The sequence below is a fragment of the Streptomyces sp. SLBN-118 genome, assembly GCF_006715635.1.
Classification (GTDB): Bacteria; Actinomycetota; Actinomycetes; order Streptomycetales; family Streptomycetaceae; genus Streptomyces.
The window spans coordinates 2,928,721-2,943,976 of the sequence record NZ_VFNP01000002.1; the positions used below are offsets into that span (position 1 = coordinate 2,928,721).

The 15,256-nt window shown below is 69.6% G+C and carries 13 protein-coding genes and 1 pseudogene; 5 read left to right on the plus strand and 9 right to left on the minus strand.

What is annotated here, in order from left to right; genetic code table 11:
* Positions 1 to 81: 81 nt before the first annotated feature.
* The 3 genes from FBY35_RS31775 to clpS all read right to left on the minus strand — a co-directional run bounded on the left by FBY35_RS31775 (position 82) and on the right by clpS (position 2,729).
* Positions 82 to 1,512 carry an amino acid permease gene (locus tag FBY35_RS31775; protein ID WP_142217376.1) on the minus strand — a complete coding sequence of 477 codons (1,431 nt, stop codon included), beginning with the start codon at positions 1,510 to 1,512 and terminating at the stop codon, positions 82 to 84.
* Between the two features lie 309 nt (positions 1,513 to 1,821).
* Positions 1,822 to 2,415 carry a DUF2017 domain-containing protein gene (locus FBY35_RS31780; protein WP_142217377.1) on the minus strand — a complete coding sequence of 198 codons (594 nt, stop codon included), beginning with the start codon at positions 2,413 to 2,415 and terminating at the stop codon, positions 1,822 to 1,824.
* On the minus strand, positions 2,415 to 2,729 hold the full coding sequence (gene clpS, locus FBY35_RS31785) for an ATP-dependent Clp protease adapter ClpS (protein WP_142217378.1): 315 nt from the start codon (positions 2,727 to 2,729) through the stop codon (positions 2,415 to 2,417). The genes FBY35_RS31780 and clpS overlap by 1 nt, the downstream gene beginning before the upstream one ends.
* A gap of 80 nt (positions 2,730 to 2,809) precedes the next feature.
* Here clpS and FBY35_RS31790 point away from each other — a divergent pair, with 80 nt between their 5' ends.
* Positions 2,810 to 4,150 (plus strand): nicotinate phosphoribosyltransferase, encoded by a 1,341-nt coding sequence (locus FBY35_RS31790; RefSeq protein WP_142217379.1) that lies wholly within the window; start codon positions 2,810 to 2,812, stop codon positions 4,148 to 4,150.
* An 84-nt stretch (positions 4,151 to 4,234) separates the two neighbouring features.
* On the plus strand, positions 4,235 to 4,819 hold the full coding sequence (locus FBY35_RS31795) for an isochorismatase family protein (protein WP_142217380.1): 585 nt from the start codon (positions 4,235 to 4,237) through the stop codon (positions 4,817 to 4,819).
* 215 nt (positions 4,820 to 5,034) lie between these two features.
* On the opposite strand, the pseudogene FBY35_RS31800 reads toward FBY35_RS31795, so the two are convergent.
* Positions 5,035 to 5,328, minus strand: a pseudogene (locus tag FBY35_RS31800) (hypothetical protein); the annotation flags it as partial.
* Positions 5,329 to 5,453: 125 nt separating this feature from the next.
* A complete protein-coding gene (locus FBY35_RS31805) occupies positions 5,454 to 7,874 on the minus strand; it encodes an immune inhibitor A domain-containing protein (protein WP_142217381.1) in 2,421 nt (806 codons plus the stop codon).
* A gap of 371 nt (positions 7,875 to 8,245) precedes the next feature.
* Here FBY35_RS31805 and FBY35_RS31810 point away from each other — a divergent pair, with 371 nt between their 5' ends.
* Positions 8,246 to 8,587, plus strand: coding sequence for a hypothetical protein (locus FBY35_RS31810; protein ID WP_142217382.1), 342 nt, complete (start codon positions 8,246 to 8,248; stop codon positions 8,585 to 8,587).
* On the opposite strand, the gene FBY35_RS31815 is transcribed toward FBY35_RS31810, so the two are convergent.
* Together FBY35_RS31815 and FBY35_RS31820 are read right to left on the minus strand one after the other, a co-directional pair.
* Positions 8,573 to 9,307, minus strand: coding sequence for an RDD family protein (locus FBY35_RS31815; RefSeq protein WP_142217383.1), 735 nt, complete (start codon positions 9,305 to 9,307; stop codon positions 8,573 to 8,575). The two genes, FBY35_RS31810 and FBY35_RS31815, sit on opposite strands and share 15 nt — an antisense overlap.
* Before the next feature lie 97 nt (positions 9,308 to 9,404).
* Positions 9,405 to 10,949: an RDD family protein gene (locus FBY35_RS31820; protein WP_142217384.1), complete on the minus strand. Its 1,545-nt coding sequence runs from the start codon at positions 10,947 to 10,949 to the stop codon at positions 9,405 to 9,407.
* 228 nt (positions 10,950 to 11,177) lie between these two features.
* On the opposite strand from FBY35_RS31820, the gene FBY35_RS31830 reads away from it, so the two are divergent.
* Positions 11,178 to 11,621, plus strand: a complete 444-nt coding sequence (locus FBY35_RS31830) for an SsgA family sporulation/cell division regulator (RefSeq protein WP_142217386.1) — start codon at positions 11,178 to 11,180, stop codon at positions 11,619 to 11,621.
* Positions 11,622 to 11,652: 31 nt separating this feature from the next.
* On the opposite strand, the gene FBY35_RS31835 is transcribed toward FBY35_RS31830, so the two are convergent.
* Together FBY35_RS31835 and FBY35_RS31840 are read right to left on the minus strand one after the other, a co-directional pair.
* A complete protein-coding gene (locus FBY35_RS31835; protein ID WP_142217387.1) occupies positions 11,653 to 12,033 on the minus strand; it encodes a VOC family protein in 381 nt (126 codons plus the stop codon).
* A gap of 131 nt (positions 12,034 to 12,164) precedes the next feature.
* Positions 12,165 to 13,532: an FAD-binding oxidoreductase gene (locus FBY35_RS31840; protein ID WP_142217388.1), complete on the minus strand. Its 1,368-nt coding sequence runs from the start codon at positions 13,530 to 13,532 to the stop codon at positions 12,165 to 12,167.
* 109 nt (positions 13,533 to 13,641) lie between these two features.
* Between FBY35_RS31840 and FBY35_RS31845 the strand changes: the two genes are divergently transcribed.
* Positions 13,642 to 15,243: a lipopolysaccharide assembly protein LapB gene (locus FBY35_RS31845; protein WP_142217389.1), complete on the plus strand. Its 1,602-nt coding sequence runs from the start codon at positions 13,642 to 13,644 to the stop codon at positions 15,241 to 15,243.
* The last annotated feature ends 13 nt before the right edge of the window (positions 15,244 to 15,256 follow it).

The following is a 15,256-nucleotide window of genomic DNA, read 5'->3' on the forward strand; positions in this document are numbered from 1 at the left end:
ATAAGCAGGAGGGCGGGCCCGTACCGAAGACCGGTCGGGCCTGCCCGAATGCTGGACGTCGGTGACGCCCCGCCAAGGGTTTCAGCGCTTGGCGAAGGCCGCGCCCTGCGGGTTGCGCCTGCGCAGCACCATGTAGGAGACGCCGAGGATCAGGCCCCACAGGGGTGCGCAGTACAGCGAGATCCGCGCGTCCTTGTCGATGCCCATCATCACGATGACCATGCCGATGAACAGCAGCGCGAACCAGCTGGTGTACGGGGCGCCGGGCGCCCGGAAGGTGGACTGCGGCACCTCGCCGCGGTCCGCCTTGGCGCGGTAGCGGATCTGGCAGACCAGGATCATGATCCAGGCCCACATGCCGGAGATGGTCGCGAAGGAGACGACGTAGTTGAACGCGTCGCCCGGCCACTGGTAGTTGATCCAGACGCCGACCAGCATCAGCGCCGCGGAGACGGTGGTGCCGACCAGCGGCGTGCCGCTCCTGGTCAGCTTGGTGAAGGCCTTGGGGCCCTGGCCGTTGAGCGCCAGGTCGCGCAGCATGCGGCCGGTGGAGTACATGCCGGAGTTGCAGGACGAGAGCGCCGCGGTGAGCACGACGAAGTTGACGATCGCCGCTCCGATGCCGAGGCCCATCTGCTCGAAGGCGGCCACGAAGGGCGAGATGCCAGGCTGGAAGTGGGTCCACGGGACCACCGAAAGGATCATGATCAGCGCGCCGACGTAGAAGACGGCGATACGCCACGGCACGGTGTTGATGGCCTTGGGGAGGGTCGTCTCGGGGTCCTTGGACTCGCCGGCGGTGACACCGACCAACTCGACCGCGAGGAAGGCGAACATCACGATCTGAAGGGTCATCAGTGTGCCGCCGATGCCCTTGGGGAAGAAGCCGCCGTCGGACCACAGGTGGGTCACGGACGCGGTGTCGCCGGCGTCGGAGAAGCCGAGCGTGAGCACCCCGGCGCAGATCAGGATCATGCCGATGATGGCGGTCACCTTGACCATCGAGAACCAGAACTCGAGCTCACCGAAGAGCTTCACGGAGATCAGGTTCGCGCCGTACAGGATGATGGTGAAGACGAGTGCGGACAGCCACTGCGGGATGTCCCACCAGTACGTCATATAGGTGGCGGCCGCGGTGACTTCGGTGATGCCGGTGACGACCCAGAAGAGCCAGTACGTCCAGCCGGTGACGAAACCCGCGAAGGGGCCCACGAATTCGCGTGCGTACTCGGAGAAGGACCCCGAGACCGGGCGGTACATGAGCAGTTCGCCCAGCGCCCGCATGATGAAGAAGATGACCAGGCCCGCGATCGCATAGGCCAGGATGAGGCTGGGTCCGGCCTTGGAAATGGCCTTGCCCGCGCCGAGGAACAGACCCGTGCCGATGGCCCCGCCGATCGCGATCATCTGGATCTGACGAGCACCCAGTCCGCGCTGATAGCCCTCGTCGGTGCCCGCCGCGGACCCTGCGGCCTCATTGCGATCGTGCTTGTCGACCTGCAGTGAGGTCATGTGATGCGCCCTTTCTCCATGCTGGTCCGCGCACCGCGGCTGCGGACCAGGTCCTGATCCCCCGGATGTGGATGGAGTGCTACCGGCGGTCTGCCGGCCCAAGCGCCCCCGGGGACATGGGTGGCGTCCTCCGGGCGGTCGTGAAGATTTATCACGGTCGTAACAGTGATCAACCCGGGGAATTGTGGCGCACGCCACAGAAAGAAGCGGGCATAACTCCCTCACCGCGGCAAAGCATGCCGATGCGGTGATGCGATCGTTATCCGGATTTGAGTGTCCGTTGAGCGAACAGAACGGGACCTCGGAGGATCAGGACATCAACGTCTCAACGAGCGTCTCCTGGAGCGCGCCGAGCCAGAGATAGGCCATCACCATGGGCTTGCGCGGGTCGGAGTCCGGCAGCCGGTACAGCTCGCCGTTGTCGTCCTCGTCGGCCACCTCGAGCCGCGTACCGATGGTCAGGCGCAGGTCGTTGAGCGCGCCGAGCCAGTGCAGGCAGTCGTCCGCGGTCAGCTTCAGCACGGCGCCGCCGTCACCGGCGGCCGTCAGCGAGTCGAGGGTGCGCACGACGCTGAGAGCGTCGTCGCGCTTGCGGGAGCGCAGGTCGTTCTCGGTGAAGCGCCTGAACTCCGCGGAGAGCGAGCGCAGTTCCTCGTCCTGCTCGTCGGCGTCGGGTCCGCCGTACGCCTCCGGGAACAGACGCGCCAGCGCCGGGTCCGCGGGCGGCTCGCTCGGCCCCTCCGCGAACAGGGCGGCCAGCGGGTCCTCACCCTCGACCGGCTCGTCACCGGGCCCGATCAGCTCAAGAAGCTGTACGGCCAGCGAGCGAAGGATGGAGATCTCGACCTCGTCGAGCGCGACGGCGGCGCCACCGCCGGGGACGGGCTCGAAGTGAGATGCCATCAGCCGCGGTCCTGGGAGAGGGTCGCCCACAGGCCGTAGCCGTGCATGGCCTGCACGTCGCGCTCCATTTCCTCGCGGCTGCCGCTGGAGACGACGGCGCGCCCCTTGTGATGGACGTCGAGCATCAGCTTGTGCGCCTTGTCCTTGGAGTAGCCGAAGTAGGCCTGGAAGACGTAGGTGACGTAGCTCATCAGGTTCACCGGGTCGTTGTGGACGAGCGTCACCCACGGCACGTCGGGCTCGGGCACGGCGAAGGACTCCTCCGCCGACTGCGGGCGTTCGATCTCTGTGGGAGCAACACTCACCTGGTCCATGCTGCCACCCGGGAGGGCTCATCGCACAAACGACTCCCACATCTCGTCACTCTGACGAGATGTGGGATAGCATCCGCCGTATGAACCCTGCGGACCTTGGGCTGCCGGTGGACGTGCCGTCGACAGCGCTCTTCACCGACCAGTACGAGCTCACCATGCTCCAGGCGGCCCTGAAGGCGGGCACGGCCGACCGTCGCTCCGTCTTCGAAGTGTTCACCCGCCGGCTGCCGGAAGGCCGCCGTTACGGCGTCGTCGCGGGCACCGGCCGGGTCCTCGACGCCGTCGAGAACTTCCGCTTCGACGCGGGCGTGCTGCGCTTTCTGCGCGAACAGAAGATCGTCGACGAGCCGACGCTGCAGTGGCTCGCCTCGTACCGCTTCAGCGGCGACATCTGGGGCTACCCGGAGGGCGAGGTCTACTTCCCGGGCTCGCCGATCCTGCGGGTCGAGGGCTCCTTCGCCGAGTGCGTACTGCTGGAGACGGTGATCCTCTCGATCCTCAACCACGACTCGGCGATCGCGGCGGCGGCGTCGAGGATGTCGGTGGCGGCGGGTGGGCGCGGGCTGATCGAGATGGGCGCACGGCGTACGCACGAGCTGGCCGCGGTCGCATCGTCCCGGGCCGCCTACGTCGGAGGCTTCAACTCCACCTCCGACCTGGCGGCGGGCTTCCGCTACGCCATTCCGACGGTCGGCACCAGCGCACACGCCTTCACGCTGCTCCACGACAGCGAGCGCGACGCCTTCCGGGCGCAGGTCGCCTCACTCGGCCGGGGCACCACGCTGCTGGTCGACACCTACGACGTGGCCGAGGCCGTCCGCGCCGCCGTGGACATCGCCGGACCCGGGCTCGGCGCCGTACGCATCGACTCCGGGGACCTGCTGCTGGTCGCGCACCGGGTGCGGCAGCAGCTGGACGATCTCGGCGCCGTCGACACCAGGATCGTGGTCACCTCCGACCTGGACGAGTACGCCATCGCCTCGCTGGCCGCCGCGCCGGTGGATGCGTACGGTGTGGGAACGCAGCTGGTCACCGGCAGCGGACACCCCACCTGCTCGATGGTCTACAAGTTGGTCGCCCGCGCCCATTCGGCCGACCCGAAGGCCCCGCTGGAGCCGGTGACGAAGAAGTCCCTGGGCGGCAAGCTGTCCCTCGGCGGCCGCAAGTGGGCCGCGCGGCGCCTCGACGCGGACGGGGTCCCCGAGGCCGAGGTGATCGGCACCGGCGAGGTGCCGTCCGAGCTCATGGACCAGCAGCTGCTGACCGAGCTGGTGAAGGGCGGCGACGTCGTGGCCCGTGAGCCGCTGGACGCGGCACGCGAGCGGCACATCGCGGTACGGGCCGGGCTGCCGCTGTCCGCGACGCAGCTGTCCAGGGGGGAATCGGTCCTGCCCACGGAGTACGTGGATATGGCTCCGTGAAGCCCCCTCCCGCACGGCGGCCCGAGTCTCTAGGCTCAGTAGCCTCCGCACCTTCCCGTCCCACCCCATCGAAGGACACCCCTCATGCACCGCGCCTTGATCGTCGTGGACGTTCAGAACGACTTCTGCGAGGGCGGCAGCCTCGCGGTGGCGGGGGGTGCCGACGTCGCTGCCGCGATCACTGACCTGGTCGGTCAGGCACAGCCCGGCTACCGCCATGTCGTGGCCACCCGCGACCATCACATCGAGCCGGGTGACCACTTCTCCGACCACCCGGACTACGTGCGCTCATGGCCGCCCCACTGCGTCGCCGGGACGGAAGGGGTCGGCTTCCATCCGAACTTCGCACCGGCGGTCGCCTCGGGCGCGATCGACGCGGTCTTCGACAAGGGGGCGTACACCGCGGCGTACAGCGGCTTCGAGGGCACGGACGAGAACGGCACGACGCTGGCGCAGTGGCTGCGGGCGCGGGAGGTCAGCGAGGTTGACGTGGTCGGTATCGCGACGGACCACTGCGTACGGGCCACCGCGCTGGACGCGGTCCGCGAGGGCTTCACGACGCATGTGCTGCTGGACCTGACGGCGGGGGTGGCCGAGGCGACGACGGGGCGGGCACTGGAGGAGCTGCGGGCTGCCGGCGTAGAACTCTCGGGCAAGCCGGTGGTCTGACGGGGCCCCGCCCGCCCCTTTCCGCTGTGACCTGTGCGGCTCCGCCCCGTGGGGAGCGCACCCCGGCAGCGTCAGGCGTTTCCGGCGATCGGCGAGCGCGGCTCGGGGCGTCGCACCGCATCGGGCTGCGGCAGCGTCAGCCTCGGCGCCGGCTGGGGCGCGGGGTCAGGCGCTTTCGGGGCCTCCGGGGCGGCGGAGGCCCAGGTCCCCGGGCCCAGCAGCGCTCTTATGGGGCGCCAGAGCTCTCTGTGGTCGGCCGGTGTCTCCCGCCACAGCAGGCCGTCCGGGTGGTGCAGCACCGCCGTGATCTCGTCCGGGGTCGGCGGTTCCGCGTTGCCCCGCAGATACACCGCCCGCAGCCCCAGATTCCGCAGCCGCGTCAGCGCCCTGGCGCGGTTCAGGGCGTGCACGAGAAAGCGCACCGTGCTGCCGTCGCCTGCCGGACTGGGCAGGCTGAGCGCCACCACCACGCTGCCGTTCGGCAGCTTGCTGAAACCTCCGCCGGGCAAGCTGATCCACTCCCCCCGTTAGATGCCGTGTCAATAGGAACCCCGTAGGACGCACCTAAACACGATCGGCCGCCGCCCGCTAGAGGGCGACGGCCGATCATGCTGTGACCTGCGATTATCCGGAATTACTTGCCCGAGGGGCCAACCTTGACCGTGATCGTCTGGCCGCTCAGCGGCTCGCGCACGATCGAGATCCTGGTGTTGGTGTCAGTCACCTTGACACCCGCGGTCGGGTTCTCGGCGAACCAGTAGACGCCCTTGCGGTCGTCGAAGACCGGGTTGCCGGCCTGCGGCCTGATCCTCTGCGCGACATCCGCCTTGTGCAGCGTGAAGCCGTCGGTCCGCCACATGCTGAAGGGCGAGTCGAACGACTGGATCTTGTTCCGCATCAGCGTGCCGTCGGCCCACTTCATGGCCTTCGGGTGCGCGTCCACGGGCAGGACCAGACCCTGGCCCGGGTGCTGGCTGGTGTTGTTGTCCTTCTGGGAGGTGTCCCAGTACCAGATCATCAGGCCGTTCTGGTACGGGTAGTGCTCGACCCAGGAGTCCTTCGGCGCCTTGAAGCCGAAGTTGTACGGACCGACCTTGAGGGTCTTGTCGTACGACACGTACTGACGGTTCTCGGCCAGGTAGTACTGCTCGTACTCCTTGGTGAAGGACTCGCCGATGCGCGAGAAGCCCGTCGCGGTCCAGCCCGCGTCGTCACCCTCGGCGTTGTCGGTGAACAGCGGCGTGCCGTCGGCCACCACGCTCAGCGCGTCGGCCGCGAAGCCCTTGCCGCCCGCGCCGCCGTCCGTCTGGTAGCGGAAGCGGACGTCGAACTTCTTGCCCGCGTAGGCGTCCAGCGAGTACGCCAGCTTCTTGTACGCGCCCGACGCGCCGGTCAGCGCCGGCTTGTCGGAGGCGTCACGGGTGATCGGCTTACCGTCGGCCGTGCCGTCCACCGGCGTCCAGTTGGCGCCGCCGTCCGTCGACACCTCGGCGTAGAGGTAGTCGTAGTCGGCCTCGATGTCCCACCAGCCCGACAGCTCGAGGGACGCCTTGGACTTGCCGGTGAGGTCGACCGAGCGGGTCAGGGTGTTCTTGAGGTTGTCACCCATGTCGCTCCACCACTGCTTGGAGCCCTCGGCGGGCTTCACGACAGTCGTGGTGACGGGCTTCTTCGGCAGCTCGACGACAAGCGCCTGCGGCTTCCTGGTGTTGTACTCGGCCACACCCAGCGTGTGGGTGGACTTCGTCGCCGCCTTGGCCTTGGCGTAGTTGAGCCAGCCCAGCTGCAGCTTGTCCCAGGCGTTCATGTCGCCGGGCATGTCGCCGATGGAGTCCTTGCCGGTGCCGAGCCACGAACCGCCGGACATCAGCGTCCAGAAGCCGGTGGAGTTCTCGGCGCCGCCGCCCGAGGTGTCGTAGTGGTCGGGCAGACCGAGGTCGTGACCGTACTCGTGGGCGAAGACACCGAGGCCGCCGTTCTCGGGCTGCATGGTGTAGTCGCCGACCCAGATGCCGGTGGTGCCGATCTGGGTGCCGCCGGCCTTGTTGTTCGCCGGGCCGGTCTTGCCGGCGTCGGTGCCGTACGCGTACCAGCGGTGCGCCCACAGAGCGTTGGTGCCCTCGGCGCCGCCGCCCGCCGACTCGTCCTCGCCCGCGTGGACGATCTGGAAGTGGTCGATATAGCCGTCGGGCTCGTTGAAGTTGCCGTCGCCGTCGAAGTCGTAGCGGTCCCAGAGGTCGTACTTGGACAGGTCCGCCTTGATCTGCTCGTCCGTGCGGCCCTTGGCCTTCTGGTCCGCGGCCCAGGCGGTGACGCCGTCCTTGACCGTGTCCCAGACGTTGGAGCAGTTGGTCTGGCCGCAGTAGTTGGAGCCGTAACGACCCTCGTTGTAGTCGACCTTGACCCAGTCGGCGACCTCGCCGTCGACCGAGTAGCGCCCCGAGGAGGTCTTCTCGTAGTAGGTCTTCAGGGAGTGCTTCGGCTGCCCGTTCTTGTCCTTGCCGGTGCCGAAGTAGAGGTCCTGGAAGTGCTGGCGGTTGTAGTCCGCCTGCCAGGCCGTGGAGTTGTCGACCTTGCGGTCCGGCTGAGCGATCTTGTTGTGCTGGGGGCCCGGAGGCCCGCCGTACTTCTTGACGGGGGGCTTGGGCCCGTCCGGGCCGTCGGGGTCGAACATCGTGGTGTCGTCGACCTTGTCGCCGAACTCCACCAGGATCGTGAAGATCTTGTCCGTCTTCTCCCGGGCGAGCTCGACGTACTTCTTGTCGCCGAGCTTCACGACCTTGGAGGCGCCGCGCTGCTGCACGGTCGCGTCGCCGGATATCACCTGCTCCAGAGCGGCTTCGCGCTGCTGGTCCTGCTGCTTGCTGAACGGGCCGTCGAGGTCGTGCTCGACCTGGCCCTGGCGCGGCGCCGGGTCATGGCGCTCGATGCCCGCCGGGTCCGACGACCTCTGGTTGTCGGCCTGGGCACTGCTGAACGCCGAGGCCGACGCAGTGGTCGCGGCCAGAGCCACGAGCACCGCGGACGCTCTGATCGTCCGTCGCTTGGTGGTCACTTGGTGTTGTCCTCCCCCGCGCTCCGTCGCAGCGGACCGGATGTGGGGTCGTCCGCGCGCGGTGTGCGCGTCACAAGTGACGCCATTCGACCGGAGTCACGGGAGAAAAGACAGTCCTTGACTTGAACAAGCCAACTGCATTATGCAGGAGTGGAGTTCCGGTATGCGGACGTCCGGCATATGGGACAACAGGCGCATGGGATTGAACACTTGGCCGAGCGATGACTCCGTGCGCCCCCGATGCACCGGCACCGTGGGTTAGGTCACGCTTACCGCTGGTTCCTCGCGGGCATCCACCGTCGTAGAGTCATTGACAGTGCGATCGAGTTGAGAGACACCCCCCTGACCATGTCCCGAGGACGGATACTGTCATGCCGCGTCCGACTGCCGCACAGCTTGCCTACGGTTCGGCCACCGTTGTCTTCTCGACCCTCGCCTTGCTGCTGCTCACCCGCCCCACCGCCGTCCTGGGCGTCGCCGCCGTCGGCGTCGGCTCGATGGCGTTGGGACTGCTGGTCGCATGCGCCCTGCCGGTGGGCAGGACAGGAGTGAGGAGGGTGAAGGCGGCCCACACGGTCCGTACGAACCGTGCCGCCGCCTCCGGAACTGCCACCTCGGCCGCCTCCGCCGACGGCCGCACCGCCCGGGTGCCCCTTCCCCCCGCGCGCATGGGCGCCGGGGCCCGGGCCGGCGAGCACTCACTGCGCCGCTGACACGACCACCGTCTTGCCTGCCTTGTCGTGCAGACCCTGTTTGTACGGCTTGTCCGTCAGGATCGTCAGGATGATGACGATCCACCAGAGACAGAAGCAGCAGACCAGCGCCGGCACCCAGAGCACCACGGCGCGCATCAGCGCGGAGGGCGTGTCGGGCACGCTTCCGTCGTTGAGCATCGCGACACGAATCTTCATCAGGGACTTGCCGACGGTCTGCCCGCTCCTCCGGCTGGTCATCAGCGTGTCGTAACCGACGTACGCCACCAGGGAGATGAGCGACCACAGCCACTGCCTGCCCGAGTTCATCTCGTTGGTGATCTCGTCCCAGGTGTCGTTGTTGTCGGTCGTGAAGTCCCAGCCGCCGACCAGCAGCGAGATCACCGCCAGCGGCACAAAGATGATCAGCACGTCGACGACCCGGGCGACGAACCGCTTGCCGAAGTCCGCGAGCGGCGGCATCCCCGCAAGCGGGTCCACTCCGCCGTACGCCCCGCCGTAAGCGCCCGGATCGTAGGGAGGGGGCTGGTCGCGGCCTCCGTTGTACGGAGAGCCCGGAGGCGGTCCCTGAGGGGGCCCCTGAGGGGGTCCCTGAGGGGGTCCCTGCGGAGGCGGGGGCTCCTGAGGACCACCGGCCGAGGGCGGCGGAGTGTCCGGTGGCTTCTTGCGGAAGGGGTCGTCCTCGGGCGGTTGATCGGGCGGCGGCTGGTCGTTGCTCATGGGGGCAGTGCACCGCGCCGGGAGGGCCCCCGCAACGGCTCGCGCGCCGTTCGGGGGAACCTCGTCCGGGAACTCTCAGCCCGTCACACGGGAACTGTCAGCCAGTCACAAAGGTGCGGGCCGCCTTGTCGTGCCAGCACTGCCGCCACGGACGGTCGAACAGGCACCACAGCACATTGAGTACTCCGACGGCGATCACACCGAGCACGCCGTAGACCAGCCAGCGGCGCAGCGCGGCCCCGAACGACGGCGGCTCGTGGGACTCGATGTCCCAGACCCTGATGCCGCACAGCTTCTTGCCGAGCGTACGGCCCCACCTGGCCGTTGGCAGCGCCTCGTACAGCACGCCGAGAACCAGCAGCGCGCCGAGGACGATGCCGAGCCGCCCCGCGATGGTGCCGTCGACAAGCCAGACGGTGACCGTCTCGCCCGACTGCTTGGCCGCCTCGATCTTCTCGTCGATGTGAGTGCGCGCCTCGGACACGAACGGTACGGCGACGGCTCCCACCAGCGCGCCGAGCAGCAGGGTGTCGATCAGCCGGGCGGCGAAGCGCCTGCCGAGCCCTGCGGGACGGGCCGCCGCCTGGGCCTGGGCGGCCTGCAGGAAGGGATCGTTGACGGGCGGCTTCCAGGGCACGACGGGCTGCTCGGCCTCACCGGCGCCGTCGCCCGACCGGGCGAGTTGATGGACCTGCTGCGCCCAGGAGGCCGAGCCGCCGCCGGGTCCGTTGGTCACGGGCGGCTGATTCTGCGCGGGCACCTGCGGCTGGGCGCTCTCGGGTGCCTGGGACTGTTGCGGCCGGGCGGGTGACTGGGGCTGCGGCGTGCGCTGGGCCGGAGTCTGTGGCTGGGTCTGTGCGGGCGCGGTCGGGGCCGATGCCGCGCCAGGGGTCATGGACCGCACGGACAGCGGCCCTTCGGCCCCGCCGACGCTCGGATCGCCGCCTGCCCGCTGAGCGCGGACGGTGTCCGTGCCGTCGGCCGGCGGCTGCGGCCCCCGCCTGCCACGGCGCGCGGACTCGCCCGGGTCCGCGGCGGCCGGACTCGCCCCGGTGGGTGAACCCCTGCCGGGCCGCAGCGCGCGGATCGCGACAGTGCCGTCGACGGGAGGTTCACCACCTGATTGCGGGCCCAGCGAGCGTACGCCGGGCAGGGCGCCGCCCGTCGGATCGGCCGAAGCCCCCGAAGCGGCGGCACGGCGCGGATCGGCGGGCGCGCCTGAGGCGTCCGGCGCGCCCTGGTCGGCCGAGGTGCGCGGGTCCTGGGTGCCGGGGGCGCCGCCCCAGGAGACCCGGTTGTCGCGCTCACCGCCGAAGCCGGTCTGGCGAGCCGTGTCGGCATGCCACGCGGTGGCCGGCTCGGGGCGCGAGGGTTCGTCGTTCGGCTCCTCGTCGAAGAAGACCGGACCGGTCTCCTCCAGCCGGGACGGTGCGGGGGCTTGTGCCGGGGGCACCGCGGGTTCGCCGGACGAAGCCGGGCCGGGGGCCGTGGGCATCGCCTCGCCCGTCTTCGGTTCGGGCCGGCTCGTACCGGGCACCCAGGCCGCTCCGTTCCAGTACCGGACATATCCGGGGATGGACGGATCGGGGTAGTAGCCGGGCGTGGGGCTGCCGTCGCCGGTGGCCGGGGTTGGGGCGCTCATCACCGTGGTCCCGTATCTCCTCGAGAGCCTCAATTCAAGGGTCCACATCTATCAGACCCTTGCCCGCGCCCGGGCCGGTCCTGCCGTATGGACCACTTTCCGGTCACTTTGGGGTCGGAGACCGTTCCCAAAAGTCGTTCCCGAAAGTGGCGTCATAGCTGCCTGGATACGTGCTCTCCCCTTGCAGGGCCCGCCACAGGGCCTGTCAACAGGAGGGGGAGCACTCTCATGCACACCGTCGTGGAACGCGATCTGGAGCTCGAACTGGTGCTGTCGCCGGGACTCACCGTTCCCGTCCCGGCCCGGCTGACCTACCGCGCGGACGACCCCTATGCCGTGCACATCACCTTTCACATCGGCTCCGACAGCCCCGTCAACTGGACCTTCGCCCGGGAGCTGCTGGTCGAGGGGGTGTTCAGGCCCTGCGGCGAGGGCGATGTCCGCATCTGGCCGGCCATGGCCGGGGGCCGCAGCGTGGTCCTGATGGCCCTCAGCTCCCCCCACGGCGAGGCGCTCCTGGAGGCGTCCGCGACCGTGGTCTTCGCCTGGCTGGAGCGGACCCTGCGGGTGGTTCCTCCGGGCTCCGAGTCCGGGCAACTCGGAGTCGACGACGGCCTCGCCGGGCTGCTCGCGCCCACTCCGGCGGACGAGTCCAAGGACGGCGACGCTTAGGTCCTGCCGGCCGATCTTGCCGGGACTCGACCTAATCGATGACGTAGGTGTGGGTGATGAACTCGAGCGAGTGACCGTCGGGGTCGTCGATGTAGACCCCACGGCCGCCGAAGTTGTGGTTGATGCGCTGGGCCCGCTCGTGCATCGGGTCGGCCCAGTAAGGGAGTTCGCGCTCCGTTATCCGGGTGAAGATCTCGTCGAACTCCTCCTCCGAGACGAGGAACGCGAGGTGCTGGGGGACGATCGTGTCCCGTTCGTCGAGATAGTCGAGAGTGACGCCGCCGGCCAGCGGCAGGCTCGCGAAGGGGCCGAAGGGCCTCGGTTCGGGCTCTCCGATGAGCTCGGCGAGGAAGCGGGCCCCCGCGAAGCGGTCGCGGCTGTGGACGATGGTGTGGTCGAGGCGTGCCGGCACGGCTCCTCCTTCGTCGACGCTTCATCGGACTCTGCGTCGGTCTCTGCGTCGGTCTCTTCTTTCATCCCTCTCTTCACGCTAGGCGGGCAGCCGGGTCCGTTCCATCGGGCCTTGGGCGTACGTCCGAAGCCTCAGAAGATCTTGCCCGGATTGAGGATGCCGAGGGGGTCGAAAGTGTGCTTGATGCCGCGCTGCAACTCCACGCCCACCGGGCCGAGTTCGCGCGCCAGCCACTCCTTCTTGAGCACGCCGACCCCGTGTTCGCCGGTGATGGTGCCGCCGAGTTCCAGGCCGAGCGCCATGATCTCGTCGAAGGACTCGCGGGCGCGCCGGGACTCGTCCGGATCGGCGTGGTCGAAGCAGACGACGGGGTGGGTGTTGCCGTCGCCCGCGTGCGCGCAGAGACCGATGGTGAGGTCGTACTTGTCGGCGATGGCGGCCGTGCCCTCGATCATCGCACCGAGCTGTGAGCGCGGCACACAGACGTCGTCGATCATCGTGGCCGGCCTAACGGTCTCCAGGGCGGTGAGCGACAACCTCCGTGCCTGCAGGAGGAGTTCGGACTCCGCGACGGTGTCGGCCGGGACGACCTGCGTGGCGCCGGCGGCGCTGCACAGCTCCCCGACGGCGGCCAGGTCGGCTGCCGGTTCCGGGGTGTCGAAGGCGGCCAGCAGCAGCGCCTCGGTGGTGTCGGGCAGGCCCATGTTCGCCATGGCGTTGACGGCCCGGACGGTCGTACGGTCCATGAGTTCGAGCAGCGAGGGCGTGTGGCCGCGTTCCATGATCGCGCAGACCGCTTCGCAGGCGGCGGCAGCGGAGTCGAACTCCGCGGCGAGCACCAGCTGCGCGGGCGGCTGCGGCCGCAGGGCGAGCACTGCTTTGACAACGATGCCCAGGCTGCCCTCGGAGCCTACGAACAGCCTGGTCAGGTCGTATCCGGCCACGCCCTTGGCGGTGCGGCGGCCGGTGCTGAGCAGTCGGCCGTCGGCGAGGACGACCTCCAGGCCGAGTACGTACTCCGCGGTCACCCCGTACTTGACGCAGCACAGGCCGCCGGAGGCGGTGCCGATGTTCCCGCCGATGGTGCACATCTCCCAGCTGGAGGGGTCCGGCGGGTAGTACAGGCCGTGCTCGTTCACCGCCCGGGACAGGTCGGCGTTGACGACGCCCGGCTCGACGACGGCGATCCGGTCGACCGGGCTGATCTCCAGGATCCGGTCCATCTTGGTCAGGGACAGCACGATGCAGCCGTCGGAGGCGTTCGCGGCACCCGACAGACCGGTGCGGGCGCCCTGCGGGACGACGGGGACGCGCAGCGCGGTCGCGGTGCGCATGACGTGCTGGACCTGCTCGACCGTGCGGGGCAGCACGACGACGGCGGGGCTGCCCGCCTCGCAGAAGCTCGCCATGTCGTTCGCGTAGGAGGCCGTGATGTCGGGGTCGGTGATGACGGCCTCGGCGGGCAGACCGGAGCGCAGCCGGTCGAGAAGATCGTCCATGGGACCCAGCCTCGCACCGGGGGCCATCGGTGTGAACCCGTGGGCCATCCGGTTCCCACGGCCGCTTGCGTTCTTCGTATTTGCTGCGCGCTGTCGCACAGTGAGCCGCATGAGGAGCGAAGTCGTGAAGAACGCCGCGATCAGCACGCTGGTCGGCGCGACACTGGTCTTCGGAGTGATCACCCTCGCGCCCGGGTGGGGCGAGGACGGACCACGGCGTGAGCCGGGAGCGGCCGAGCGGGCACTGGCCGCGGCCGGTGCGGGTGCCCCCGCGGCGCTCGTCGATCTCACCGCGCTCATCTACGACCGGGAGGAATGGGTACGGACCCACCCCCGGGACGAGGAGTCGTGGGCGGTGCTCGGGTCGGCGTATGTGGAGCGCGGCTCCCGGCTGGCGGACCCGGCGTACTACCGGAAGGCCGACAGTGCGCTGCGGCGCTCGCTGGAGCTGCTGCCGGGCCAGAAGGGCAATGTGAACGGCTTGGTGGGACTCGCGGCGCTGGCCAATGCCCGCCACAACTACGCCGAGGCCCGGACGCTGGGTCAGAGTGCGATGAAGCAGCAGCCGAACCGGTGGACGCCGTATCCGGCGCTGATCGATGCGTACAGCGGGCTCGGCGACTACAAAGCCATGAGCAAGGCGATGGACAAGCTCACGGAGCTGCATCCGGGCGCCCAGACGCTGAGCCGGGCGGCCGTGGTCTACCGGAAACTCGGCCGGCGCGAGGATGCGGCCGCGATGGCGTACGACGCGGTGGGCAGCGCGCAGGCGCCCCAGGAGAAGGCCGCGGCGCGGCAGCTGCTGGGCGACCTTGCGTGGGAGCGGGGCGAGCCCGCGGAGGCGCTGACGGAGTACGAAGCCGCGCTTCGGCTGGCCCCGGACGACGACCCGGTGCTGGCGTCGCGGGCGCGTGCGCTGGCCGCGCTGGGGCGTACGGACGAGGCCCTGCGCGACTACCAGGCGGCCCTGGACCGGGTCGAGCGGCCCGAATACGCCCTGGCGGCGGGCGAGTTGTACCAGTCGCTGGGGCTCGACGGGGACGCGGCCACGCAGTACGACCAGCTGCGGACGAGGGTGGAGCGGGCGGGGGCGGACGACGTCGTCGACGAGGTCGTACTCGGCCTCTTCGAGGCGGACCACGGCGACCCCGGGTCGGCCGTGCGCCGGCTGAAGGCCGAATGGGCGCGGGGCCACCTGAACATGAACACCGCCGACGCGCTGGGCTGGGCGCTGTACCGGGCGGGCAGGCCGGAGGAGGCACTGCCGTACGCGAGAAGGGCGTCGGAGCAGGGGCTGCGCAGCGCGCTGTTCGCCTACCACCGCGGCGAGATCGAGCGCGCGCTCAAGCAGGACGGCCCGGCCCGCAGGCATCTGACCGAGGCGCTGGGGATCAACCCGTACTTCTCGCCGCTGCTGGCTCCGGCGGCGCGGCGGGCTCTGGACTCGCTCGGGGAGCCGCCGCCGGGGGGACCGAAGGATGTGACGGGTCCGGATTGGGACGGGGTGACGGAGGCGGAACCGGAGACGGAGACGGAGACGGAACCGGAGACGGAGGCACCGACGCTTTCGCCGTCGCCGACGCCGTGGGATTCGCCATCGCTTTCACCGACGCTCTCGCCGACGCCGACGCTTTCGCAGAAGCCGGAACAGCCGCGGGCCGGTGCGGGTGCGAATGCGAGTGCGGGTGCCGGTGCGAGTGCCGTGGAGTGAACGGTCGTCGGAC